The 24383-nt window shown below is 69.2% G+C and carries 22 protein-coding genes; 16 read left to right on the forward strand and 6 right to left on the reverse strand.

Translation table 11 applies throughout. From position 1 onward, the window contains the following. Positions 1-113: 113 nt before the first annotated feature. The 5 genes from alr (at position 114) to tsaD (ending at position 4276) form a co-directional block, all read left to right on the forward strand. The gene (gene alr / locus BLV63_RS06185) at positions 114-1370 is read left to right on the forward strand and encodes an alanine racemase (RefSeq protein WP_066212011.1); all 1257 of its coding nucleotides are present in this window, start codon (positions 114-116) and stop codon (positions 1368-1370) included. Then, positions 1367-1942 carry a tRNA (adenosine(37)-N6)-threonylcarbamoyltransferase complex ATPase subunit type 1 TsaE gene (gene tsaE, locus BLV63_RS06190; protein WP_066211424.1) on the forward strand — a complete coding sequence of 192 codons (576 nt, stop codon included), beginning with the start codon at positions 1367-1369 and terminating at the stop codon, positions 1940-1942. Before alr ends, tsaE begins: the two co-directional genes overlap by 4 nt. Beyond that, on the forward strand, positions 1939-2643 hold the full coding sequence (tsaB, locus tag BLV63_RS06195; protein WP_066211422.1) for a tRNA (adenosine(37)-N6)-threonylcarbamoyltransferase complex dimerization subunit type 1 TsaB: 705 nt from the start codon (positions 1939-1941) through the stop codon (positions 2641-2643). The genes tsaE and tsaB overlap by 4 nt, the downstream gene beginning before the upstream one ends. A gap of 68 nt (positions 2644-2711) precedes the next feature. Beyond that, positions 2712-3182: a ribosomal protein S18-alanine N-acetyltransferase gene (rimI, locus tag BLV63_RS06200; protein WP_066212009.1), complete on the forward strand. Its 471-nt coding sequence runs from the start codon at positions 2712-2714 to the stop codon at positions 3180-3182. Further along, complete coding sequence (gene tsaD / locus BLV63_RS06205; RefSeq protein WP_066211420.1) at positions 3179-4276, forward strand: tRNA (adenosine(37)-N6)-threonylcarbamoyltransferase complex transferase subunit TsaD; 1098 nt, start codon at positions 3179-3181, stop codon at positions 4274-4276. The genes rimI and tsaD overlap by 4 nt, the downstream gene beginning before the upstream one ends. 96 nt (positions 4277-4372) lie before the next feature. Here tsaD and BLV63_RS06210 read toward each other — a convergent pair whose 3' ends face one another. Continuing rightward, positions 4373-4705, reverse strand: coding sequence for a TfoX/Sxy family protein (locus BLV63_RS06210; RefSeq protein WP_066211419.1), 333 nt, complete (start codon positions 4703-4705; stop codon positions 4373-4375). Between the two features lie 137 nt (positions 4706-4842). Beyond that, entirely contained in the window at positions 4843-5997 is a 1155-nt protein-coding gene (locus BLV63_RS06215) for a glutamate--cysteine ligase (protein ID WP_066211417.1), read from the reverse strand. 220 nt (positions 5998-6217) lie between these two features. Here BLV63_RS06215 and BLV63_RS06220 point away from each other — a divergent pair, with 220 nt between their 5' ends. The 4 genes from BLV63_RS06220 to BLV63_RS06235 all read left to right on the forward strand — a co-directional run bounded on the left by BLV63_RS06220 (position 6218) and on the right by BLV63_RS06235 (position 10703). Next, on the forward strand, positions 6218-7405 hold the full coding sequence (locus BLV63_RS06220) for a GTP-binding protein (protein WP_066211416.1): 1188 nt from the start codon (positions 6218-6220) through the stop codon (positions 7403-7405). Between the two features lie 49 nt (positions 7406-7454). Continuing rightward, complete coding sequence (ykgO, locus tag BLV63_RS06225; protein ID WP_066211414.1) at positions 7455-7577, forward strand: type B 50S ribosomal protein L36; 123 nt, start codon at positions 7455-7457, stop codon at positions 7575-7577. A gap of 53 nt (positions 7578-7630) precedes the next feature. Then, on the forward strand, positions 7631-8467 hold the full coding sequence (locus tag BLV63_RS06230; RefSeq protein WP_074784081.1) for a shikimate 5-dehydrogenase: 837 nt from the start codon (positions 7631-7633) through the stop codon (positions 8465-8467). Between the two features lie 151 nt (positions 8468-8618). Then, positions 8619-10703 carry an endo-beta-N-acetylglucosaminidase gene (locus BLV63_RS06235; RefSeq protein WP_139244654.1) on the forward strand — a complete coding sequence of 695 codons (2085 nt, stop codon included), beginning with the start codon at positions 8619-8621 and terminating at the stop codon, positions 10701-10703. A 66-nt stretch (positions 10704-10769) separates the two neighbouring features. Here the strand turns inward: BLV63_RS06235 and BLV63_RS06240 are convergent, their stop codons facing one another. Continuing rightward, positions 10770-11993 carry a class I SAM-dependent methyltransferase gene (locus tag BLV63_RS06240; RefSeq protein WP_066211410.1) on the reverse strand — a complete coding sequence of 408 codons (1224 nt, stop codon included), beginning with the start codon at positions 11991-11993 and terminating at the stop codon, positions 10770-10772. Positions 11994-12074: 81 nt separating this feature from the next. Here BLV63_RS06240 and BLV63_RS06245 point away from each other — a divergent pair, with 81 nt between their 5' ends. The 6 genes from BLV63_RS06245 to guaB all read left to right on the forward strand — a co-directional run bounded on the left by BLV63_RS06245 (position 12075) and on the right by guaB (position 20826). Beyond that, entirely contained in the window at positions 12075-12512 is a 438-nt protein-coding gene (locus tag BLV63_RS06245; protein ID WP_074784084.1) for a hypothetical protein, read from the forward strand. 160 nt (positions 12513-12672) lie between these two features. Continuing rightward, positions 12673-12969 (forward strand): co-chaperone GroES, encoded by a 297-nt coding sequence (gene groES / locus BLV63_RS06250; protein WP_066211406.1) that lies wholly within the window; start codon positions 12673-12675, stop codon positions 12967-12969. Positions 12970-13073: 104 nt separating this feature from the next. Beyond that, positions 13074-14684 (forward strand): chaperonin GroEL, encoded by a 1611-nt coding sequence (gene groL, locus BLV63_RS06255; RefSeq protein ID WP_066211404.1) that lies wholly within the window; start codon positions 13074-13076, stop codon positions 14682-14684. A 122-nt stretch (positions 14685-14806) separates the two neighbouring features. Next, the gene (locus tag BLV63_RS06260) at positions 14807-16915 is read left to right on the forward strand and encodes an acyltransferase family protein (protein ID WP_066211402.1); all 2109 of its coding nucleotides are present in this window, start codon (positions 14807-14809) and stop codon (positions 16913-16915) included. A 163-nt stretch (positions 16916-17078) separates the two neighbouring features. Further along, the gene (locus BLV63_RS06265) at positions 17079-19178 is read left to right on the forward strand and encodes an acyltransferase family protein (RefSeq protein WP_254780484.1); all 2100 of its coding nucleotides are present in this window, start codon (positions 17079-17081) and stop codon (positions 19176-19178) included. A 136-nt stretch (positions 19179-19314) separates the two neighbouring features. Continuing rightward, a complete protein-coding gene (guaB, locus tag BLV63_RS06270; protein ID WP_066211398.1) occupies positions 19315-20826 on the forward strand; it encodes an IMP dehydrogenase in 1512 nt (503 codons plus the stop codon). Between the two features lie 195 nt (positions 20827-21021). Here guaB and BLV63_RS06275 read toward each other — a convergent pair whose 3' ends face one another. Continuing rightward, entirely contained in the window at positions 21022-21408 is a 387-nt protein-coding gene (locus tag BLV63_RS06275) for a MarR family winged helix-turn-helix transcriptional regulator (RefSeq protein WP_066211396.1), read from the reverse strand. Between the two features lie 84 nt (positions 21409-21492). Between BLV63_RS06275 and BLV63_RS06280 the strand changes: the two genes are divergently transcribed. Continuing rightward, positions 21493-22968 (forward strand): MFS transporter, encoded by a 1476-nt coding sequence (locus BLV63_RS06280; protein WP_066211394.1) that lies wholly within the window; start codon positions 21493-21495, stop codon positions 22966-22968. 107 nt (positions 22969-23075) lie between these two features. On the opposite strand, the gene BLV63_RS06285 is transcribed toward BLV63_RS06280, so the two are convergent. Beyond that, complete coding sequence (locus BLV63_RS06285) at positions 23076-23723, reverse strand: hypothetical protein (RefSeq protein WP_066211393.1); 648 nt, start codon at positions 23721-23723, stop codon at positions 23076-23078. 6 nt (positions 23724-23729) lie between these two features. Beyond that, complete coding sequence (locus tag BLV63_RS06290; protein WP_066211392.1) at positions 23730-24359, reverse strand: hypothetical protein; 630 nt, start codon at positions 24357-24359, stop codon at positions 23730-23732. Positions 24360-24383 lie beyond the last annotated feature (24 nt).

Consider the following 24383-nt stretch of genomic DNA (forward strand, 5'->3'; position numbering starts at 1 on the left):
GGGGGAGCAGTGACGCCGGCCTCGTGACGAGGGCTACGCGGTGGCGCCGGGAAACACACGGGCCACGCACCTAGACTTAACGGGTGACTTCCGAGACCCCGACCTCCCCGACCGTGCCGCACAGCCAGCCGGTGACCGCGCAGGACGGCGCCGCCCTCCCGGAGCGGGCTGCGATCATCGATCTGGCCGCCATCCGCCACAACGTCCGCCGGATGGCGGAGATCGCGGCGCCGGCGAAGGTCATGGCCGTGGTCAAGGCCGACGGGTACGGTCACGGCGCCCTGCGCACCGCACAGGCGGCGCTCGACGGCGGCGCGAGCTGGCTCGGCACGGCCCACGTGAGCGAGGCGCTGGCTCTCCGGAACGCCGGGATCGACGCGCCGCTGCTCGCGTGGCTGCACACTCCGAACACCGACTTCACCGCCGCCATCGAAGCGGGCATCGACCTCGGATGCTCGGGCTGGGAACTGGAGCACATCGTGGCCGCGGCGCGTTCCGTGGAGCACCCGGCGCGTGTCCACCTCAAGGTCGACACGGGACTGGGCCGGAACGGGTCCACGGTCGAGTCGTGGGACCAGCTCATCGGCGAGGCCATCGACTATCAGGATCAGGGCCTGCTGCGCGTGGTCGGCATCTTCTCCCACCTGGCCGTGGCCGATGAGCCGCACCGCCCTGAGACGGATCACCAGCTGGACGTCTTCCGTGAGGCGATCGCGCTCGCGGAGGACGCCGGGATCGACCCCGAGGTGCGCCACCTCGCCAACACCCCCGCCACGTTCACCCGGCCGGACGCGCACTTCGACCTGGTCCGCGTGGGCATCGGTGTGTACGGGCTCTCGCCGTTCGCGGATCAGCGCAGCGACGACCTCGGCCTCATCCCCGCCATGACCCTTCAGACCCGGGTGGCGAACTGCAAGGCCGTGCCGGAGGGCCAAGGCGTCTCCTACGGACTGCATTACAAGACCAAGGCGCCCAGCACGCTCGCCCTGATCCCGCTCGGGTACGCGGACGGCGTGCCGCGCATCGCCACCGGCGGGCCGGTCCGGCTCGCCGGTCGCACCTACCCCGTGGTCGGCCGGATCGCGATGGACCAGATGGTGGTGGACCTGGACGCCGCACTGGACGGCGCGGAACGGCTCGCCCTGGTGGGCACCCCCGCGGTGCTCTTCGGCTCGGGCCGCGACGGCGGGCCGCTCGCCGACGACTGGGCCGCCGCCGCAGGCACCATCAACTATGAGATCGTGACCCGGATCAGCGGCAGGGTCCCGCGCGTCTATGTGGACAGCGAGGCCCGCCCGGATGTGGCGCCCGCCGAGGACGGCACCGAGGCCCTGCGGGAGACCGAGACCCGCCAGGAGACGGACGCATGAGCGAAGCCCTCTGGACCGCGACGTTCCACGTGGCCGATGTGGACGAGACACAGGCGCTCGCCGAGACCATCGGCGCCACCCTGGACGCCGGTGACCTGCTCATCCTCAGCGGTGGTCTCGGCGCCGGGAAGACGACCTTCACCCAGGGACTGGGACGTGGCCTCGGTGTCCGCGAAGGCATCATCTCGCCCACCTTCGTGCTGGCCCGCCGCCACCCGAACCTGACCGACGGCCCGCGCCCGGGCGGTCCGGACCTGGTGCACGTGGACGCCTACCGGCTGAGCAGCGCGGATGAACTCGAGGACATCGACCTCGAGGAGACCCTGGACACCTCGGTCACCGTGGTCGAGTGGGGCCGTGACCGTGCCGAGCAGCTGTCCGCCAGCCGCCTGGAGATCGATCTGGAGCGCGCCACCGGCCAGGAGGCCGGGGAGGAGATCATCCTGGATTTCGAGGATGAGGACGAACCGCGCACCCTCACCGTGACCGCGTACGGGGACCGCTGGGCCGAGCGACCGGCCTGGGCCCGCACCACGGACGCATCAGCCACCCCGCAGGAAGGGAACCAGTGACGACAGTCCTGTCCATCGACACCTCGGCCATCGCCGGGGCCGCCATCCTCCGGACCACGCCCGACGGCGTCGAGGTCCTGGCACGCTTCGCCACCGAAGACACCCGCAGCCACGCCGAGGTCACCGCCCCGGCCGTCGCAGGGCTCCTCGAGGAGACCGGCCTGACCGGCAAGGACCTGGACGCGATCGTCGTGGGCGTCGGTCCGGGCCCGTTCACCGGGCTGCGCGCCGGGCTCACGGTCGCGCGCACACTCGGTTTCGCGTGGGGCCTCCCCGTGCACGGCGTCATGAGCCTGGACGCCATCGCCGCGGAGGCGGTCGACGCCGGAGCGCCGGAGCGTTTCCTGGTCGCCACCGACGCGCGCCGCAAGGAGGTGTACTGGGCCCTCTACACGCACGACGCCGGCGCCCCGGTCCTGCTCGACGGCCCGCACGTGCAGCTCCCGGCCGAGGTCCCGCTCGGCGAGCTGCTGGGCGACGCCGCGGCGCGTGGCACCGCCGTGTACGGCGCGGGCGCGGGGCTGTACCCCGAAGCCCTGCCTCCGGTGGAGGGCTTCGCGCACACCCAGCCCGGCGCCGTCGCGCTCGGCAAGCTCGCCCTGCGGCGCCTGGCCCGCGGCGAGCAGCTCCTGGACACCGAACCGCTGTACCTGCGGGAATCCGACGCCCAGGTGCCCGGCCCGAGGAAGCGGGCTCTGTGAGCGGGAACGACGAATCGCCCCGGAGGTATGTGGTGGATGAACGGGATCCCGGGTTCAGCCTGCGGGCGATGACCCCGGAAGACCTCCCGGTGGTGCACGGCTTGGAGGAGCGGCTGTTCCCCGAGGATGCCTGGCCCCTGGACATGTTCGAGGCCGAGCTGATGCAGCGGGACACCCGCGAGTACTTCGTGGCGACCATCGGCGGCACGGTCGTGGGGTATGCGGGACTCATGTGCATCCCGCCGATCGCCGATGTGCAGACCATCGCCGTGATCCCCGAGTTCGAAGGCCGGGGGATCGGCTCCGCGCTGCTGCGGACGCTGCTCCAGAGGGCGGCGCACGGACAGGCGGATGACATGCTGCTGGAGGTCCGGGAGGACAACCCGCGCGCGCAGGAGCTCTACCGGCGTTTCGGTTTCGAGCAGATCGCGGTGCGGAAGAACTATTACAAGGGCGGGGTCAACGCGCTCATCATGCGGCGGGTGCTGGACCCCGGGCCGGGACAGGCCGCCGTGCAGGACGACGGAGGCAAGTCATGAACCGAACCGAACCGCTGATCCTTGGCATCGAATCCTCCTGCGATGAGACCGGGGTCGGGATCGTGCGGGGCAGCACGCTGCTCAGCAACACGGTGTCCTCCTCCATGGACGAGCATGTGCGCTTCGGCGGGGTGATCCCCGAGATCGCGTCCCGCGCCCACCTGGAGGCGATCGTCCCCGCCCTCGAAGCGGCCCTGACGGAGGCCGGCGTCACCCTCGACGAACTCGACGGCATCGCCGTGACGGCGGGCCCGGGCCTCGCGGGCGCGCTCATGGTGGGTGTGAGCGCCGCGAAGGCGCTCTCGGTGGCCACCGGCAAGCCGCTCTTCGCGATCAACCACCTCGTGGCGCACGTCGCGGTCGGGCTCCTCGACCAGCAGGTCTTCGCCCCCGGTCCCGAAGGCTCCGCCGCGCTCCCGGAGAACCTCGGCGCCCTCCTGGTGTCCGGCGGGCACACGGAGGTGCTGCGCGTGCGGAGCATCCACGACGTCGAACTGCTCGGCAGCACGATCGACGACGCCGCGGGCGAGGCCTACGACAAGGTGGCGCGCCTGCTCGGGCTGGGGTACCCCGGCGGACCGGTGATCGACCGGCTGGCCCGCGAGGGCGATCCGAAGGCCATCCGGTTCCCCCGCGGCCTGACCCAGCCGAAGTACATGGGCACCGCGGAGGAACCCGGCCCGCACCGCTACGACTGGTCGTTCAGTGGCCTGAAGACCGCCGTCGCGCGCTGTGTGGAGCAGTTCGAAGCGCGCGGTGAGGAGCCTCCCGTCGCGGACATCGCCGCGAGCTTCCAGGAGGCCGTGGTGGACGTGGTGACCGCGAAGGCGATGCTCGCCTGCAAGGAGCACGGCATCACGGAACTGCTGCTCGGCGGCGGGGTGGCGGCGAACGCGCGGCTGCGCGAGCTGACCTCCAAGCGCTGCGCGTCGCACGGGATCAGCCTGCACGTGCCGCCGATCAGCCTGTGCACGGACAACGGCGCGATGGTCGCGGCGCTGGCGTCGCGGCTCGTGATGGACGGCGCGGAACCGTCCAGCCTCGGCTTCGCTCCGGACTCGTCGCTGCCGGTTTCCACGGTCCTGCTGCCCTAGTTCTCCCCCGCGAACCGCCAGTAGGCGCCCGTGTTCCTCACGGATACGGGCGCCTGCTGGCGGTTCGCGCAGGGGATCTCGTGAAGGGGAGCGGGGCTACTTCGGCGGCAGGGACGCGGCGTAGTCGACGCCGACGCGCACCCAGTGGACCAGCCCGTCGTCGTCGCGGGTCACGTCGTCGGACACGCGGAGCCAGCCGTCCATGGCTCTGCCCCTCATGACCGCGCGCTCGACGCCGGGGTGGGAGCAGAGCTCGTCGCTCGCGGTGGGATCCGCGCGGAGCATGAGGCCGCCCTGTCCGCTCGCGCTCACGGCCATGTTGCCGCCCACCAGGAAGGCGAGCCCGCCGAACATCTTCTTCTCGGTGAAGTCCACGGCGCCCGTCAGCAGATGACGGATCCGGGCCGCGAGTTCCTCGTCGTATGCCACGCCCTCATCGTCGCACCGGGACGAGGGAGCGGCAATGGTCCCCCCGTCGCCAAGGAGCCGCGAAGGAACAGTTGGCGCCCGGAAAAGCCCCGGGAGAGGGCACGATGTGTTCCCTCGCGGGGTGGGGGGAGGCGCTATCAGGCGTCGGGGCCCTTGCGCATCTGCTGGATGAGGTCGAGCACGACGGCGTGCAGGTCGCCGTCGCTCGCTTCCGCCACCGTGCGCTGTCGCTGGTAGCCGGCGCCCCGCTCGATGATCTTGTCCACATGGGCGAGTTCCTCGGAGCAGCCGAGCTTGGCCGCGATGGGCTCGAGGCGGTTCAGGACGTTGTTGCGCAGGTGGTCGGTGACCAGGAGCTCGTCGCCGGCCCGGTTCAGGATGATGATGGCGTCCAGGCCGTAGCGGGCCGCACGCCACTTGTTCTCCTTGAGGAACCAGCGCGGCATGGTGGGGATGGCCCACCCGACGTCGAGCTGCTGCGACGCCTCCTCGACCAGGCACTGCGTCAGCGCTGCGATGGCGCCGACCTCTTCGAGGGTGGCGAGCCCGTCGCAGACGCGCATCTCGATGGTGCCGAGAGCCGGCACGGGGCGGATGTCCCAGCGGATCTCACTACCGGTGTCGATCACCCCGGTGGTGAACATGTCGTAGACGTAGTCCTCGTACTGTCCCCAGGACTGGAAGGTGAAGGGCAGACCCGCGGTGGGGAGCTGCTGGAACATGAGGGCGCGCTGCGACGCGTAGCCGGTGTCCTCGCCACCCCAGTACGGGCTGGACGCGGAGAGCGCCTGGAAGTGCGGCATGTAGTTCAGCAGCGCGTCCATGACGGGGAGCGCCTTGTTGCGGTGATCGAGTCCGACGTGCACGTGGACGCCGTAGATCACCATCTGGCGGCCCCACCACTGGGTGCGGTCGATCAGCTTGGCGTACCGCTCCTTGTCCGTGACGGGCTGGAGCTGCGGCGGGCTGAAGGGGTGGCTGCCGGCGCAGAAGACCTCGACGTCCATGGGGTCGGTGACTTCGCGGACGGCGTCGAGCGAACGCTGCAGATCGGCCTTGGCCTCGGACACGGTGTGGTGCACGCCGGTGACGAGTTCCACGGTGTTCAGGAGGAGTTCCTGCTTGATGTGCGGGTGTTCTTCGCCATCCTGGAGCCCGGGGTGGTTAGCGGTGACCTGGTCCAGGACCTCCTGGGCCACGGATGCGAGTTCGCCGGTCTGGCCGTCGACGAGAGCGAGCTCCCATTCAATGCCGAGTGTGGACTGCTCCGAATCTGCGAAGTCGATCTGCACCTGGTCCCCTCCTTCTCGCTCGGCTTCCTCTGAGTGGCGGTCAGGAGACCTTGCCGATGCTTGCGTAAGTCTAATATGCGAGGGGCCTCGGCCGAGGTGGTGAATCCTGCGTGACGGCGGGAGATGCGTCACGCGCTGACACATGACGCCGCGCGTCGCCGGGGCGACATGACCGCTCCCGGAATTGCTAATGAGAATCATTCTCAGATAAGCTCTCTCCATGCATCTCACCATGGTCAGCTCCCTCGACAGCCACTGCCGCGCGGAGGCCGTGAAGCTGGTGGGCCGAGGTCACCGCGATTCGGTGCTCGTGCTCCACGACCTGCTTCCCGACTCCCGCGTCCTGCGCCGGGTGCACTTCCGCGACCGCATCATCGACCGCCAGGAGAAGCTCCTGGAACACGGGTGCCTGGCCTGCACCGTCCGCCTCGACGTCGTGCCGACCGTGCGGGAGTTTGCCCGCGCGGGCTGTCCCCACCTGGTGCTCGGACTTCCGCCCGGCGTGGCCGCGGGTCAGGTGCTGGAGGAACTGCGGATCAACGGGCCCGAGGATCTGGTGATCGACAACCTCCTCGTGGCCGTGGATCCCTCCGAACTGGAGGACCAGATCTGGGATCCGCGGACCCTGCACGACGCGGGTTTCACCCCGATGGCCTCCGACGACCGCGTGAGCGGCGAGTTCCTGGTGGGCGAGTTCGCGCTGGGGGACACCGTGCTGACCGTCCCCGGGCTGTCGACGTCCCTCGCCGCTGACCTTCCGACTGACCTCGCCACGGACCGCGACGCCTCCGCCGCGCCGCCCGGCGCCGGCGCGCCGTGGTCCCAGGGCGCACGCCTCCTGGGGCATCTGGCGCCCCACGCCACGGTGCTCTCGGCCGGGGACGACTTCAGGCCCGGCTGTCACGACCGGGCGCAGGCGCTCTCCCGTTCGCGTCCGGGCGCCGTGCTGGCCCTTCGGGAGCAGGATGAGGCCGAGGATCAGGCGACCTTCCGCACCGTCGTGCACCGTCTCGCCCGGCCCCTGCATCCGCTCCGGCTCCATCAGAAGCTCCCCGAGCTGGCCCAGGGCGCGCATTGGCTGCGCGGCACCCTGCGACTGGCCTCCTCCGGCTACCGGAGTGTGGCCCTCCAGGGCGTCGGCCCGCGCGTGTGGATGGAACTGGCCGAGCGGCCCGTGCCCGGTGCGCGGCCGGAGGCGTTCGCCACCCGCTGGGGAGGGGGTCCGCTCACGGCGGAGGCCGCCGTCGTCGCGGTGACGGGGCGCGCCGAGGATGTCGACCCCGCCGAGGTCGCGCGGCTGCTCGACTCCTGCCAGCTCAGTGACGCGGAGCTCGCTCTCAACCCCGCGCGCTTCCCGGACCCCTTCGGTCTGCCGGAGCGGGAGCAGAGCGCATGGCCCGGCCTCTGACCGCGGCGGGCATCAGACCTCCAGCACCACCCTCGAGAAAGGAACAGCCATGAAAGTCCGCAATTCGCTGCGCGCGCTCAAGAAGATCCCCGGAGCCCAGGTGGTCCGGCGGCGCGGAAAGACGTTCGTCATCAACAAGAAGAACCCTCGCTTCAAGGCCCGGCAGGGCTGACCCCGTCACGGCCCGGCGTCCACGGACGCCGGGCCGTGCAGTTTAATGAGCGCATGGCGATCTTGAACAAGGACATGACCCTCTGCATCTCCCTCGCGGCGCGGCCCAGCAACATCGGGACCCGTTTCCACAACTACCTCTACGAGAAGCTCGGGCTGAACTTCGTCTACAAGGCCTTCGCCCCGGCCGATCTGGCCGCCGCAGTACAGGGCATCCGCGGCCTGCCGATCCGTGGCGCCGCCGTCTCCATGCCGTACAAGGAGGCCGTGATCCCGCTGGTCGATCACCTGGCGCCGTCGGCCGCCGCGATCGACTCGGTCAACACGATCGTCAACGACGACGGTGTCCTGACCGCCTACAACACCGACTACCAGGCCGTGGAGCGCCTACTCGCGGAGAACCGGGTCGACAGTGAGCTGTCCGTCATGCTCCGCGGCTCCGGCGGCATGGCGAAGGCGGTGGTCGCCGCGTTCCGGGACGCCGGCTTCCGCAACGTCACCGTCGTCGCGCGCAACGAGGAGAAGGGCCGCGCCCTCGCCGGGCTGTACGGCTTCGCCTGGCAGGCCGACGACGACGGCGGCCGCCTCGCGGACGGCTCGCAGGCCCAGGTGCTCGTCAACGTCACCCCGCTCGGCATGCGCGGCGCCGAGGAGGACGCGCTGTCCTTCCCGCAGTCGGCGATCGAGGCGGCCGAGCTGGTCTTCGACGTCGTCGCCATGCCGTCCGAGACGCCTCTGCTGAAGGCCGCCCGCGCGGCCGGCAAGCCCGTGATCACGGGCGCCGAGGTGGCCTCGATCCAGGCCGAGGAGCAGTTCGTGCTGTACACCGGCGTGCGGCCGGATGCGGAGCTGGTCCGTGAGGCGAGCGAGTTCTCCCGCCGCGAGGCCTGACGACCCCTCTTCCGAAGGACCTTCGGAAACCCTGTGCAGTCCTGTCCGGAACCCTTGGCGGCTCATCACTAAACCGTTATAGTTCCTGGCAGCGGCGCAGCGCTGCGCCGCCAGCGACCTGAAGGGCGGTATCTGAATGTCCAGTTCCAGCATGACCAGCAGGCGAACCTTCCTAACCGTGGGCGGAGCGGGCCTGGCCGGAGTGCTCGGCCTCGCAACGTCCCCCGCGGCCTCGGCGGCCGGCGGCGCGCCACCGGGTGTGCGCTCCGCGGCAACCCCGGCAGGCACCCCCGTGCCGGGCAGCGGCGGCATCCCGGCCGGGCCGTCCACCTTCGGGTGGAATCCCCGGGACCTGCTCGACTTCGATCCCGCGACGACCCCGTGGGGCCGGCATCTGCGGTGCCTCCTGCCCCGGGCCGAACGCATCGCGCCGTTCGCGCCGACGCAGGCCCACCCCGACTTGGACCCGGCCGTCCAGCTGTCCACCCTGACCATCGACGACGCCGGCTCGGTCTACGAAGGGCGGAACCAGGCGATCGGCCAGGAACCGTATGTGTACACGCAGCGGTACTGGCCCTACATTGACATCTGGGGGACCTGGCACGGGCAGGTGCTCGCCTCCGTGCCGGACGATGTGGTGAAGAACCCGTCCGCCCCGGGCCGCGACTACGGCGTCATCGACATCCCGAACCCCGGATGGACCGAAGCCGCGCACAAGAACGGCGCCCGCGCCATCGGCGGCTGGTTCTGGCCGCGCAGCACCACGGCGTTCGACGAGTTCCTCGTGCAGCGCGCCGACGGCGGGTTCCCGGTGGGGGACAAGATCGTGGAGCTGAAGCAGTACTTCGGTTTCGACGGTCTCTTCATCAACCAGGAGGCCTCGATCACCAAGGCCCAGGTGGGCAAGCTGTTCGAGCTCTTCCGGTACATCAAGTCGATCGACCCGGACTTCTATCTGCAGTACTACGATGCGGTGCTGCCGGACAGCGGCGTCCTGGACTACCAGAACGAACTCAACGCCCGGAATCTGCCCTCGCTCGGCACGCCGGGAGACCGCGCCGTCGACTCCATCTTCATCAACTACGACTGGCCCCGTGTGGATCCTGGTCTGCGGAACAGCGCGGCAGCGGTCAAGGCAGCCGGCTTCGACCCCCGCGCGGTCGGTTTCGCCGGGGTGGAGCACCAGAAGGGCGGATTCCGTCCGATGGAGTGCTTCGGGGACCTGGCGGCGCCGGGGAAACCCGGACCTCTCTCGGTCGCGCTCTTCGTGGACAGCGAGTTCTGGCTGGACGCCGCCCACCGCGGCGAGGTCCATGACCCGGAGGGCCGTGCGCGGTACCGCGATCTGGAGCAGAAGTTCTGGTCCGGGCCCACCGGGAATCCGGCGGAATCGGGCCGCCTGGAGCCGCGGAAGCCTCCGTACCGCAGCGACGTGCTGAACTACCGGCAGTGGGACGGCGTCGCCCATTCCGTGGTCGAGCGCTCGCCATACGGTGCGCTGCCGATCGTGCACTCGTTCAATGTGGGCGTCGGGTCGTCGTTCAGTATCGGGGGACGGGCGGTCAGCTCGCGGGGCTGGGACAACCAGGGCATCGCCGACCCCTCGCTCAGCTGGCAGTACTGGACGGAGGGTCGGCTCGCCGTCGCGCTGGATGAGACCGCCTCCTACGACAGCGGCCACAGCCTCTCGGTTTCCGGCACGGGCGTGCTGCATCTCTTCAAGACCGACCTCCGCCAGAGCCGTGCGGTGCAGGTGGAGGTGGTCGCGAGCCCCGGTCTGACGCTGGAGGTGGGTGTCACCCGGCGGTCGAAACCGGGCCGCATCGAGTGGCGGCCTCTCACGCGCGACGCCGGCGCCTCAGTCCCGTGGGCGCCGTACCGCGGCGTCATCCCGGCCGACCGCGACGCCGTTGTGCGGCTCTCGCTGCGGATCAGCGGCACAGGACGGCTCGGACGCCTGTCCTTCCGGGAGGCGGGAGCCTCGCCGGCCCCCGCGCCCGTGCGTGGCCTGGCGGTCCGGACGGTCGGTGGCGGCACGGACGTGGAGCTCACCTGGACTCTCCGCAGCGGCGCGACCGCGTATGACGTGTTCCAGGGGGATCTGTGGCTCGGCAGGACGCACCGGGACGCGTTCTTCTCCCCGGCGGTGGACCTGGTTTCGGGCCGGACGTTCTCCGTGGTGCCGATCTCGGCCGCGGGGATCCGCGGGGCGGCGGCCCAGGCCACGCTCGCGTGATGTCGCGCCCTGAGGCGCTGTTCGCGGGTCACCGTCCCGCGAGCGGCGCCCCAGGGCCGGCCCTGCTCAGCCCCGTTCGACCGGCTCCACCACGATCACCACGCGGTCCTGGCCGATCCTGGTCAGGACCAGCGTTGCGTGGTTCCCGCCCTTGCGCGGCTTGCCCGGCAGGAGGAGCTTCCGGAGTTCCTCGGGCGTGACGGCGGTGCCGCGCTTCTTGATGTCGAGGCTGCTCACGTCGTGGGCCTTGACCCAGTTCCGGAGCGCCTTGACGTTGTACGGCATGGTCTCGAGGATGCGGTAGCTCCGGGCGAACGGCGTCGCGAGAGCCTGCCCGCTTGCGAGGTAGGCGATCTGGGGGTCGAGGAAGTGCGCCCCGACCTGTTCCGCCAGATCCGAGACGAGTCCAGCGCGGATGACGGCCCCATCGGGCTCGTGGAGGAAACCCTCCACCGCGCCGGTCTGCGGCTCCGGGCTCTCGCCGAACTCGGTCCCGGACGTGAGCTCCACCCGGCCCGCGGGTGTCAGCAACAGCGCCGAACGCCGGACGCCCTCCCGGCCCAGGGCGTTGAACCAGAGGGTGACCTCCGTGACGTCGCCGTCCACGGACACCCACTGTGCCTCGCAGCCCGCCGGGATCGATTCGTGGGGCATGCCCGGGCCGAACTTCACGCCGACGGCCTTCCCGTCCGCGGCGAGGCGCTCCACGAACGACAGGGGAGGGGAGAAGGCCTCGGGATCCCACAGCCTGGCCGAGCCGGACGTGGAGACCTCCCGCCGCGCGGGATCCAGCCACACGCCGTCGTACTCCGCGAGGTCCAGCGTGGTGGCGTCCGTGTGCAGCACGCGCGCCTCCGGGAAGGACCGGAGGTTCACGGCGGCGCAGGCGGCGGTCTCCTCGTCCCGCTCGACGGCGGTGACGTCGAGGCCGAGGGACGCCAGGGCCAGCGCGTCGGCGCCGAGGCCGCAGCCGAGGTCGATCACGCGTGCCACTCCGGCCCGGCGGTACCGTTCGGCGTGCAGGGCCGCGACGTTGAGCCGTGTGGCCTGTTCCAGGCCGGCCTGGGTGAAGAGCATGTCCTGCGCGAACGGGCCGAACTTCGCCTCCGCCTTCGCCCGGAGCCGGCTCTGGGTCAGCAGGGCGGCGACCAGGGCCGGATCATGTCCCTCTTTACGGAGCCGGAGGTTCTGCGCCAGGGCGTCCTTCTCAGAGTAGGGTTCCAGCGAGTTCAGCAGGGAGAAGGCCTCGGCCGTGAGCAGGGGCGCGATCTGGCCGTCGGGGGTGGGCATGGTTCCAGCCTAGTGCGCGGGACGGCGTCGGAAGGGCCGCGGGCGGAGCGGGCGTCCAGCCATGGCCGGTAGGCTGGCAGTATGAGCGCCCACCAGCCCAGATCATCCGCCTCGAGCTCCCGGAAGGTGCTGGTGGCCTTGCTCGGCGAGTACTCGCGGGCCCTGCTGATCGTGGGCGTGGTCGTGCTCCTGGTGGCCTTCGCCGTCCTGGGCGTGCTCTGGGTCCTCGACACGTTCAACGCCGCAGTGTACTCCGTGGACGGCAAGAACATCGCCGACGCCACCGAGGAGGCTAAGGGGCTGCGGGAGATCTACTCACCCGTGCGCGCCGGGGCCTGGGTGGTCCTCATCCTCGCCGCCGTGTTCGCCGCGCTCGGCGCCGTCGGGCTGTATCTCAACCGGGACAACCGCCCGAAGGGGCAGGATCCTGAGCAGGGCGACCTGGGTGTCGAGGACATCCTCGACTTAACGTGTCCCGGCCCCGCGCCGAACGTCGAGACGGAAGTGTTCCGCCGATGACGAATAGTTGGCACTCGCCTTGACCGAGTGCTAACCCATCCCTACAGTTGCTATTAGCACTCGTACCCCTCGGGTGCTAAGCCCAAGGTTGCTGCCGGCACCGCGACGACGGTTGGCACCGCGGCTGAAGACGTAAGAAATCTCATGAAAAGGAGAGATCGTGTCGGTCTCCATCAAGCCTCTTGAGGATCGTATTGTCATCCGCCAGCTCGCCGCTGAAGTGACCACCGCTTCCGGCCTGGTCATCCCGGACTCTGCTCAGGAGAAGCCGCAGGAAGGCGAAGTCGTGGCCGTTGGCCCCGGCCGCGTGGACGACAATGGCAACCGTGTTCCGATCGACGTTGCCGTGGGCGATGTCGTGCTGTACTCCAAGTACGGCGGCACCGAGGTCAAGGCCGGCGGTGAGGAGTACCTGGTGCTGTCCTCCCGCGATGTCCTGGCGATCATCGTCAAGTAACGCCCCTACAGCTCATGTAGCGCAGATCCCCGCACCGTGACCGGGTGCCCGGCCTGGCCGGTGCCCCCTGTCGGTGGCGGGGATCTGCTCTTGAAAGGACACTCATGGCAAAGCAACTGGCGTTCGACGACGCCGCACGCCGCGCGCTCGAGGCCGGTATCGACAAGCTGGCCAACACGGTCAAGGTCACCCTCGGCCCGCGCGGCCGCAACGTCGTGCTGGACAAGAAGTGGGGCGCGCCCACCATCACGAACGATGGTGTGACCATCGCCCGCGAAGTCGAGCTGGACGACCCCTACGAGAACCTTGGCGCTCAGCTCGCCAAGGAGGTCGCCACCAAGACCAACGACGTGGCCGGCGATGGCACCACCACCGCCACCGTCCTGGCCCAGGCCCTCGTCAAGGAAGGCCTCCGCAACGTGGCCGCCGGCGCGGCCCCGGGTGAGATCAAGCGTGGCATCGAGACCGCGGTGGAAGCCGTGGCCGACCGCCTGCTGGAGAACGCCCGCGAAGTGGAGGGCAACCACGTCGCGAACGTGGCCGCCATCTCCGCGCAGTCCGAGGAGATCGGCGAGCTGCTCGCCGAGGCCTTCGGCAAGGTCGGCAAGGATGGTGTCATCACCATCGAAGAGTCCTCCACCACCCAGACCGAGCTGGTCCTCACCGAGGGGATGCAGTTCGACAAGGGTTACCTGTCCCCGTACTTCATCACGGACCAGGATCGCCAGGAGGCCGTCCTGGAGGACGCCTTCATCCTGATCAACCAGGGCAAGATCTCCAGTCTTCAGGACCTGCTTCCCCTGCTGGAGAAGACCCTGCAGGCCAACAAGCCGCTGTTCGTGATCGCTGAGGACGTCGACGGCGAGGCCCTGTCCACGCTGATCGTCAACCGCCTGCGCGGCACCCTGAACGTGGTCGCCGTCAAGGCTCCGGGCTTCGGCGATCGCCGCAAGGCCATGCTGCAGGACATCGCGATCCTGACCGGTGCCCAGGTCATCTCCCCGGAGCTGGGCCTGAGTCTGGACCAGGTGGGCCTCGAGGTGCTCGGCACCGCACGTCGCATCACGGTCACCAAGGACTCCACCACGATCGTGGACGGCGCCGGCACGGCCGACGACGTCGCCTCGCGGGTGGCTCAGCTGCGTGCCGAGCTGGAGCGCACGGATTCCGAGTGGGACCGTGAGAAGCTCCAGGAGCGTCTGGCGAAGCTCGCCGGCGGCATCGGCGTCATCAAGGTCGGCGCCGCCACCGAGGTCGAGCTCAAGGAGAAGAAGCACCGCATCGAGGACGCCGTGTCCTCCACGCGTGCCGCTCTCGAAGAGGGCATCGTCTCCGGCGGTGGTTCCGCTCTGATCCACGCCCTCAAGGCGCTGGATGAGAGCCCGGCCGTCGCCGCCCTTCAGGGCGACGCCGCCGCTGCCGTGGGCATCGTCCGCCGCGCTCTGGCTCAGCCGCTGCGCTGGATCGCTCAGAACGCCGGCTTCGACGGCTTCGTGGTGGTCTCCAAGGTCTCCGAGCTGGAGAACAACCACGGCTTCAACGCCAAGACCGGCGAGTACCAGAACCTCATCGAGGCCGGCGTCATCGACCCGGTCAAGGTGACCCGTTCGGCTCTGCGCAACGCGGCCTCGATCGCCGCGCTCGTGCTGACCACGGAGACCCTGGTCGCCGAGAAGCCCTCGGACGAGGACGAGCACGCAGGTCACCAGCACTGACCCGTCTCCGACGCGGAAAGGCCCGGATCCCCCCAAGGGATCCGGGCCATTCGTGTTGTCAGAGCTCGGGGTGGGCGTCGGATACCATGACAAGTTCCGAGCGAAACCAACCACGGATGACTATGCCTCAGCAGAACTTCAGCGAATCCCTCATGTCACGACGCCAGGAGTCCCTGGCCCGGGGGAGGAGGCGGGCCGGGGCGGACGCTGCCGTGAAGAACCACGAGAGGTCCTTCCGCCCCGAGATCCAGGGGCTCCGCGCTCTGGCCGTGCTGATGGTGGTCACCTATCACGTGTGGATGGGCAGGGTCTCCGGTGGTGTGGACGTCTTCCTGTTCATCTCGGCATTCCTCATGACGCTGCAGTTCGTGCGGAAGCATGACCGCGGGGTCAGGACCAACCTCCTGCGCCACTATCTGCACGTGTTCTGGCGTCTGCTGCCCCTGGCCGCCCTCGTCATCCTGGCGGTGCTGATCGTGGGGAGGTCCCTCTACCCGGCGACCCAATGGGGAGGGCTCCTCACCCAGGCCTGGTCCTCACTGCTCTACGCGGAGAACTGGACCCTCAAGGCGCTGGCCGTCGACTACTACGCCGACAACCACGCCCTGGCCAGCCCCCTCCAGCATTTCTGGTCACTGTCCATCCAGGGGCAGGTCTTCATCCTGTGGCCCCTGATCTTCCTGGTGTCCTCGGGGGTCGCCAGGGCTCGCGGGATCGGGTACCGGAAGCTGCTCGCGTTCGTGTTCGGCGCGGTCCTGCTGCTCTCCCTCACGTTCTCCATCTGGTACACCGCCACCAGCCAGGCCGAGGCCTATTTCGACACCTTCGCCCGGCTCTGGGAATTCGCGCTGGGCTCGCTGCTGGCCCTCGGCCTGAAGCATCTCGCGCTGCCCGTGATGGTGCGGGTGGTGCTCGGCTGGGCCGGCGTGGTGGCCATGCTCGCCTGTGGTTTCGTGATCGATGTCCAGGGCGCGTTCCCGGGAGTGGCGGCGCTCTGGCCGACCTTGTCGGCGGCCGCGGTGATCGTCGCGGGCTGGACGGGCTCGCCCTTCGGTGTGGACCGGATCCTGTCCTCGAAGCCGCTCCTGTCCCTCGGCGGCAACTCCTACGCCCTGTATCTCTGGCACTGGCCGGTGCTCGTGTTCGCCCTGATGGTCCGGGAGCGGGAGAATGCCGACGGGAAACTCGGCTTCGCGGTCGTGGTCCTCTCGCTGGCCCTCGCGTACGCCAGCACCTGGCTGGTGGAGAAGAGGCTGCGGACCTGGAGCTGGCCCGACCTCAGGGGGCGGAACGCGCTCGCGGCCTGTGCCGCCGTCGTCGCGCTGGTCAGTGCGCCGCTCGGCTACTGGCAGCTGAACCACAACGCCAAGGTGTCGGCCCCGATCAGCGCGACCGAGCGGGACAACCCCGGGGCCCGGACTCTCGATCCCGACTATGTGGCGCGCAGCTCGCCCGACGCGCCGGTGATGCCTCCTGCGGAGAAGGTGGCCACGGACTGGGTCAGTCTGGACGGTCCCTGTCCCGAGGAGCTCAAGCCGAAGGGTGGACGGGAAGTCGTGGAGCGCTGTGGTTTCCAGGCGCCGCCGTCGGGTGAGGCCTCCAAGACGGTGATGATGCTGGGGCACTCCCACGCCGAGCAGTTCATGGCCGCCGTCAAGCCTCTGGCGGCGCAGGAGAACTGGAACCTCATCGCCCAGCAGAAGGGCGGATGCGCTTTCTCGCCCGTCGAGGCGACCGGCGACAAGGCCTGTGACGAGTACAACCGGGACGTCTGGTCCTATGTGCAGCAGGTGAAGCCGGACCTCGTCATCACGATGGCAACGCAGTCGGTCCCGGATTCGCCCCGTGAGGAGTTGAGCGCGGGGTTCGAGAGCATGGCGCAGGAGCTCGAGAAGCTCGGCATCGAGGTCCTCGGCATCCGCGACAATCCGCGTTCGGCCCGCAACCTCAGCACCTGCGCGATCGCGAAGGGCGACGACGACCCGTCCTGCAGCCTTGAGCGTTCGTCCGTCGTGGCCTCGGAACCCGTCTACGAGGACGAGAAGTACGGCGAGAGCCTGGGCTTCGTGAAGTTCATGGACCTCACGGACAGGATCTGCACGACGTCGGCCTGCCCGCCGAAGGTGGGGAACATCTGGGTCTATCTGGACGAGAACCATCTGACGGGAACCTATGCGGCCAGCCTGGCGCCGGCGTTCGAGGAGAGATACGGCGCACTGTTCGGCTCGTGAGCCCCGTGGGCGAGCCCGACACGTCCGTCGTGGCGCCGTCGTGGCACCGGCGTGAAGGCACTGAGTCGGTCCGTGCCGGTCCCGAGCGCGTCCCGAGGAGGCGCATAGCCGGCGCACAGGCTAGAATGTAACGATGAGATAACGCTCCAACGGTTGGATAGGTATGCTCACCGCGACGATGAAGAACGCCCTGACACGGCTCTCCAGAGGCCCCGCCCGCACGGCCGGCGCCTCGAGCCCTGCCCCGACCCCGGAAACGGGTGCGGCGCGTTCCTTCCGTCCGGAGATCCAGGGGCTCCGCGCCCTCGCGGTCCTCATGGTGGTGACGTACCACGTCTGGTTCGGGCGGGTGTCCGGCGGCGTGGACGCCTTCCTGCTGATCTCCGCCTTCCTCATGACGCTCCAGTTCACCCGCCGCTTCGAGCGCGGGCAGCGGGTCAGTCTGCCGAAGCACTATCTCCACGTCTTCCAGAGGCTCCTGCCGGCGGCCGTCCTCGTGATCGTGCTCGTGCTGCTGGCCGTGCGGTTCCTCGTCCCTGCCACCCGCTGGGCGGACATCATCGGTCAGGGCCTGGCCTCGCTCTTCTATGTGGAGAACTGGGCTCTGCAAGCGCAATCCGTGGACTACTACGCCGCGGATCACTCGATGGCCAGCCCCTTCCAGCACTTCTGGTCGCTCTCCATCCAGGGCCAGATCTTCATCCTGTGGCCCCTGATCTTCGTGCTCTGCGGCCTGCTGGCGCGGAAGTTCGGGTGGAATTACCGGGCCGTCCTGATCCCGGTCTTCTCCCTGGTCTTCATCGCCTCCTTCGTCTTCTCGGTGCAGTACACCGCGAGCCACCAGACGCTGGCGTACTTCGACACCTTCGCCCGGATGTGGGAGTTCGCGCTGGGCACCCTGCTGGCGATCGTCCTGCCGTTCCTGAACTTCCCCCGCACGGCGCGGATCGTCCTGGGCTGGGCCGGCGTGGCTGCCATGCTGAGCTGTGGTTTCATCCTCGACGTCCAGGGCGCCTTCCCGGGCTACGTGGCCCTGTGGCCGACCCTCGCCGTGTCCGCCGTGCTCGTCGCCGGAGCCACGGAATCCCGGGTCGGAGTGGACCGGATCCTCAGCTCGAAGGCACTGGCCCGGCTCGGCGGCAACTCCTATGCGCTGTACCTGTGGCACTGGCCCGTGCTGACCCTCGCCCTGGTCGTGGCCGACCGTGAGTCCGCCGGCTTCCTGCTGGGCCTGGGCATCATCGTGTTCTCCCTGGCAGCCGCGGTGCTCACCACGCGCTTCGTGGAGAAGCCTCTCCGGAGCTGGAGCTGGGTCGAGCGCCGTACGAGCAACGCGGTGGTGGCCACCGTGACCCTCGTGATGTGCGCGGCCGTGCCACTGACCGCCTGGCGGGTGGATTACAAGGCGAAGGCCATGGCGCCCGTGAGCGTCTCCACGGCCACCAACCCGGGCGCCACCAGCCTGGAGCCCGGCTATGTGCCCGACGATCAGCAGGCCACCGCCGTCGTGCCCCAGCCTGAACGGGTCGGCAGTGACTGGTCCACGCTGGAGGGCGGCTGCGAGGGCGCGTTCGCCCCGAGCCAGGGTGACGAGGTCATCCGCAATTGCGCCCTGCAGCCGGCGGAAGGAACGGCCTCCAAGACGGTCCTCGTAGTGGGTCATTCCCACGCCCAGCAGATGCTCGCCGCCATCAAGCCGCTGGCCGCCCAGCAGAACTGGAACCTCATCGCCGATGTGAAGGGCGGCTGCCCGTACTCCGCCGTGGAGCCCACGGGCAACGAGGAATGCGACGCCTTCAACGCCGATCTGCGCCAGTACATCAAACAGCTCAAGCCGGATCTCGTCATCACCATGGCGACCCAGTCCACGCCGGACTCCCCGGACGAACAGCTGAGCACCGGTTTCGAGAGCACGGCCCGTGATCTCGGCCAGCAGGGCATCAAGGTGGTCGGTCTGCGGGACAACCCGCGCTCCTCCAAGAACCTCGCCGAATGCGCGCTGGTGAAGGGCGTGGACAACCCCGGCTGCGTGATGCAGCGGGATCAGGTGCTCCCGACGGTGCCCGCGTACGCCTCCTTGCAGCCGGTCCTGAAGAACACCACGTTCATCGACCTCAGCGACTACATCTGCCTGCCCACCACGTGCCCTCCGGTCGTCGGGAAGGTCCGGGTCTTCCTGGATTCGAACCATCTCACCGAGACGTTCGTGGACACGCTCGCGGCTCCGTTCGCCTCGGAGTTCACGCGGCTCATCAAGTGGTGAAGCTCACGACCGCCCGGAGGAACAGCGGCCCCGCTCACCGCGTTTAGAATTAATCAACTACGCACGGACCAGACCCGTAATGACTGGCTGGTCATCTGTTGCACACCCACCCGGTATCCCCGAAAGAGGCGCACTCATGACCACCCCTGAACACGACCCGTTCGGCTTCGTGGGACTCACCTACGACGACGTCCTGCTCCTGCCCGGCCACACCGACGTCATCCCGTCGGATGCCGACACCTCGTCCCGCATCTCCAAGCGCATCACCGTCCAGACCCCGCTGCTGTCCGCGGCCATGGACACCGTGACGGAATCCCGCATGGCCATCGCCATGGCGCGCCAGGGCGGCCTCGGCGTCATCCACCGCAACCTGTCCATCGCGGACCAGGCGGACCACGTGGACCGCGTCAAGCGCAGTGAATCCGGCATGATCACCAACCCGCTCGTGGTCGGCCCGGACGCCACGCTCCTCGAGCTGGACCAGCTCTGCGCCCGCTACCGCGTCTCCGGTCTTCCCGTGGTCGACGCCGACAACCGCCTGCTCGGCATCATCACCAACCGCGACACCCGCTTCGTCCCCGAGAGCGAGTACCCGAACCGCCTCGTGCGCGACGTCATGACCAAGATGCCGCTCATCACCGGCCGTGTCGGCATCACCCGTGACGAGGCCTCCGATCTCCTGGCGAAGAACAAGATCGAGAAGCTCCCGCTCGTTGACGCCGACGGCCGTCTCCAGGGCCTCATCACCACCAAGGACTTCACCAAGGCGGAGCAGTACCCGCTGGCCACCAAGGACGAGGAAGGCCGCCTCCGCGTGGGCGCCGCCATCGGCTTCTTCGGGGACGGCTGGGAGCGCGCCATGACCCTGGTCGAGGCCGGCGTCGACGCGCTGTTCGTGGACACCGCCAACGGCCACTCCCAGGGCGTGCTGGACATGATCGCCCGTCTGAAGGCCGAGAAGTCCGCCGCGCATGTGGACATCATCGGCGGTCAGGCCGCCACCCGCGAGGGTGCTCAGGCCCTGATCGACGCCGGTGCCGACGGCATCAAGGTCGGCGTGGGCCCGGGCTCCATCTGCACCACCCGCGTCGTGGCCGGTGTGGGCGTCCCGCAGATCACCGCCATCTACGAATCCGCCAAGGCCGCCATCCCGGCCGGTGTCCCGCTCATCGCCGACGGCGGCCTGCAGTACTCGGGCGACATCGGCAAGGCCCTGGTCGCCGGCGCCGACACGGTCATGCTCGGTTCGCTCCTGGCCGGCTGTGCCGAGTCCCCGGGTGACCTGATCTTCGTCAACGGCAAGCAATACAAGAGCTACCGCGGCATGGGCTCCCTGGGCGCCATGCAGAGCCGTGGCAAGAACACCTCGTACTCGAAGGACCGCTACTTCCAGGCGGACGTCTCCGGCGACGACAAGCTGATCCCCGAGGGCATCGAAGGCCGCGTCGCGTACCGCGGACCGCTGTCCTCCGTGGCGTACCAGCTGGTGGGCGGCCTGCGCCAGACCATGTTCTACGTCGGCTCCCCGAACATCGCCGAACTGAAGGCCCGCGGCAAGTTCGTCCGGATCACCCCGGCCGGCCTCAAGGAGAGCCACCCGCACGACATCCAGATGACGGTCGAGGCGCCGAACTACACCTCGCGCTGAGTCCCGGTGCGGCGCTGAACCTCTGAGTTGAGCGGCGCCTCTCTGAAGCACGACGGCGGCGGGTCACCTACCCAGGTGACCCGCCGCCGTCGTCGTCTCTGATCCGCTCGCCCCGCCGGATGCGCGAACCGCCACCTGGTGCCCGTATCCGTGGGGGATACGGGCACCAGGTGGCGGTTCGCGTGAGGGGGGAGCTCAGGACTCCGTGGCGAGGGTGTTCATCAGGACCTCGCGATGGATCTTCGCGGCGTCCTCGTGCAACTGGACCCCCGCGTCGGTCAGGCCCACCACGAGTGAGCGCCGGTCCTCGCTGCAGGCCGAGCGGTGGACGTAGCCGCCCTTCTCAAGGCGGTCGACGATCTTGCTCAGGGCGCTCTGCGTCATGGGGGAGACCTGAGTGAGGTCCTTCATGCGGCACTCCGCGTCCCCGTACTCCGCGAGCAGGTCCAGGGTCTCGAAGTCGTTCAGCCCGATCCCGAAGTGCGAGGCCAGCTCGCGGTCCAGGGTGTTGGAGGTCTTGAGATAGCAGCTCTGCACGGAGCGCCATTGCTCCACGAGGGCCGCGGCGTCTGTAGTTGACATGCCGCTATTTTAGTCCATGACGGAATATTTTTCCATGGAAACATTTTCCTTGTCATTCGATGATGCGTCATATAAGTTGTTGCCATGGATTCAGGAAGCACACTGACCGCAGCCCCCGTGACAGGGGCCGGCCCCCGGACCTCCCCGGCGCCTGGCCTGGCTGTCTCCGACCTTCTCTGGAGCCGCCGCACCTGGCTGCTCCTCGTCACCCTTTGCATCGTCCTCGCCCTCGACGGCCTCGACGTCTCCATGGTGGGCGTCGCCCTCCCTTCCATCGGCCAGGAACTCGGGCTCGGAACCGGGTCCCTGCAGTGGATCGTCTCGGCGTACGTTCTCGGCTACGGCGCCCTGCTGCTGCTCGGCGGCCGCATGGCGGACCTCCTCGGCCGCCGTCGGGTGTTCCTCGTGGCGCTGAGCGTCTTCGGCCTGGCCTCCCTCCTGGGCGGGCTGGTCAGCGACCCGACGCTGCTGATCGCCACCCGATTCATCAAGGGACTCGCCGCCGCGTTCACCGCCCCGGCCGGTTTCTCGATCATCACCACCAACTTCGTCGAGGGCCCCGCCCGCAACAAGGCGATCTCCATCTACGCGACCTTCGGCGCCAGTGGCTATTCGCTGGGCCTGGTGGTCGGCGGATTCATGACCGAGCTGAGCTGGCGCTGGACCTTCCTGGTCTCCGTGCCGGTCGCCGCACTGGTCCTGCTGATGGCCCTCCGGTTCATCCCGCGTGACCGCCCCGCAGCCGAAGGCGGACACGACATCTGGGGAGCCGTGACGCTGGCGCTCGGCATGCTCGGTCTCGTCTTCACCGTGGTCCAGGCCCCCGATTCCGGCTGGACCTCGCCCTTCACCATCGGAGGGTTCGTCCTCTCCGCCGCGGTGCTGGCGCTGTTCGGGCTCATCGAGACCCGCACCCGTCACCCGCTGATCCGCTTCGGCATCCTCCGGGAAGGCTGGGTGGCCCGCGCCAACCTCGCGGCCGTCGCGCTCTTCGGCTCCTACCTGAGCTTCCAGTTCATCGTCACGCTGTTCCTGCAGTCAGTTCTCGGCTGGGCACCGCTCTCGATGGCACTGGCTTTGCTGCCCGCCGGACTCCTGGTGGTCAGCAGCGCACCGTTCGCGGACAAGCTCATCGACCGCTTCGGCGCGACCCGCCTGATCGTGGTGGGCCTGACCGCCCTGACGGCCGGATACGCGTGGTTCCTACGCATCGGCCCGGACATCAACTACGTGGTGGACGTCCTGCCGTCGGTCCTTCTCCTCGGTGTCGGCTTCGCCCTCGGGTTCCCGGCCATCAACGTGCAGGCGACGGCGGGCATCCACGACGATGAGCAGGGCCTCGCAGCCGGCCTCATCCAGTCGAGCACCCAGGTGGGCGCGGCTCTCGTCCTTGCCGTCACGACGGCGATCGTCACCTCCGGATCACATGGCGGTTCGCCGACCCACGATGCCTCGGCCATGCTCGCCCAGTTCCGCCCGGGCCTCGTGCTCAGCATGGTGATCGCGGTGGTGGGGCTGGCCATCGCGCTGTTCCCGCAGCGCCGCAGGTCACGCGTCTGACCCACCCGCGCCCCTCTCCCACGCGCGAAGGAACAGGTGATGCCCCCACAGCCCGGTTGTGGGGGCATCAACTGTTCCTTCGCGAGGCGGGGTGCTCCGTCAGACGGTCAGAGGGGCCCGTAGCTCGCGTTCCCGACGGGGTCGCGCCACGTGGCCACGTCCTGTTCCAGGAGAGACCGGAGGGCCGGGTCGGTGGTGGCGCGCTTCCGGAAGGATTCCCGGGCTCGGCCCTGGATGGCCGAGGGGACCGCGATGCAGGCGGTGAGCACCAGGACGAAAAGGACGTACGCTCCCACGAGCCCGGTCACGGTGGCGGCGCCCCTGGAGGCCATCCCTGGCGCCATCGTGGCGAGGACCCCGCCCAGCACCAGTGCCAGGAACCCCGCCATGATGAGTCCGCCGCGCGCAGAGCCCGGCCCGCGGGAGATCAGGGTACGGGACGTGTCAGGCAGCGCCGAACGGACGCGCTTCCAGAAGATGAGTCCCAGGACCAGCAGCACCGCACCCAGGATGCCGAGTACGAGGACGGCGGCCAGGGCGCCCGTCATGACGGTGATGAAGGCGCCGGCGAGGATGAGGACGGGGCCCATGCCGATCGCACTGCTCCACGCCGCCGACAGCGTCCCCTGGGTATCCGCCAGCTGACGGAGCCGGGAGGGCGCGTTCGGCGGGCTGACCCGGGCGAGCTCCGGATCCAGCCAGTAGTTCAGCGGATGGGAGGGCTGCTGCGAAGGCGCCGGGTAAGGAATCGCCATCGAGCGTCAGAGGCCGAGGCCTTCGCGCAGGCGCGCGTCCAGCTCGTCCTTGGCGAGCGGGGTCGACGGAAGGTTCTCGCCGTCGCCGAGCGCGAGGGACAGGGACCCGTCCGGATCCGCCTTGACGTTCACCGCCCGTGACGTCCCGTCCGCGAAGTGGCGGCGGAGCGTCGCGGCGGCCGGCAAACCGTCGGGAGCGGTGCCCAAGTAGTAGTTCACCATCTGGACGGCCGTGAGGAACATGCCCTCGGAACTCGTGAGGGGCCGCAGTTCGTGCACGCCGTACTTGCTCAGGCTCAGCACGAGAGCGCCGTCGGCCGCCCCGAAGAGGAAGTAGACGTGGTCCGCGTCCGGGGTGACCAGGGCGACCTCGAGCCAGGCGTCGGAGGATGCGAGCACGCCGGTGACCGCGACGGCGGGGCCGGTGGGCAACAGGCTGTCCTGCTCCACGGTCATGAGACCGCGCTCCAGCAACGTTGCGACGCCCGCCTGCTCCAGCGGCGCTCCCGCGGCATGGTCGAGTCGGAACATCGTCTGGCACTTCTGCGCGCCCGGCGTCCCGGCCAGGGCGATGAGGGCGATGAGCTCGTGCTCGGTGATGAGCAGGGGTGCGTCGTCTGGGGTGGTGGTGGTCATGTCAGCCTTCGTGTCGACGTTTCT

Origin of the sequence: Arthrobacter woluwensis, from assembly GCF_900105345.1 — a bacterium.
Lineage (GTDB): Bacteria > Actinomycetota > Actinomycetes > Actinomycetales > Micrococcaceae > Arthrobacter_E > Arthrobacter_E woluwensis.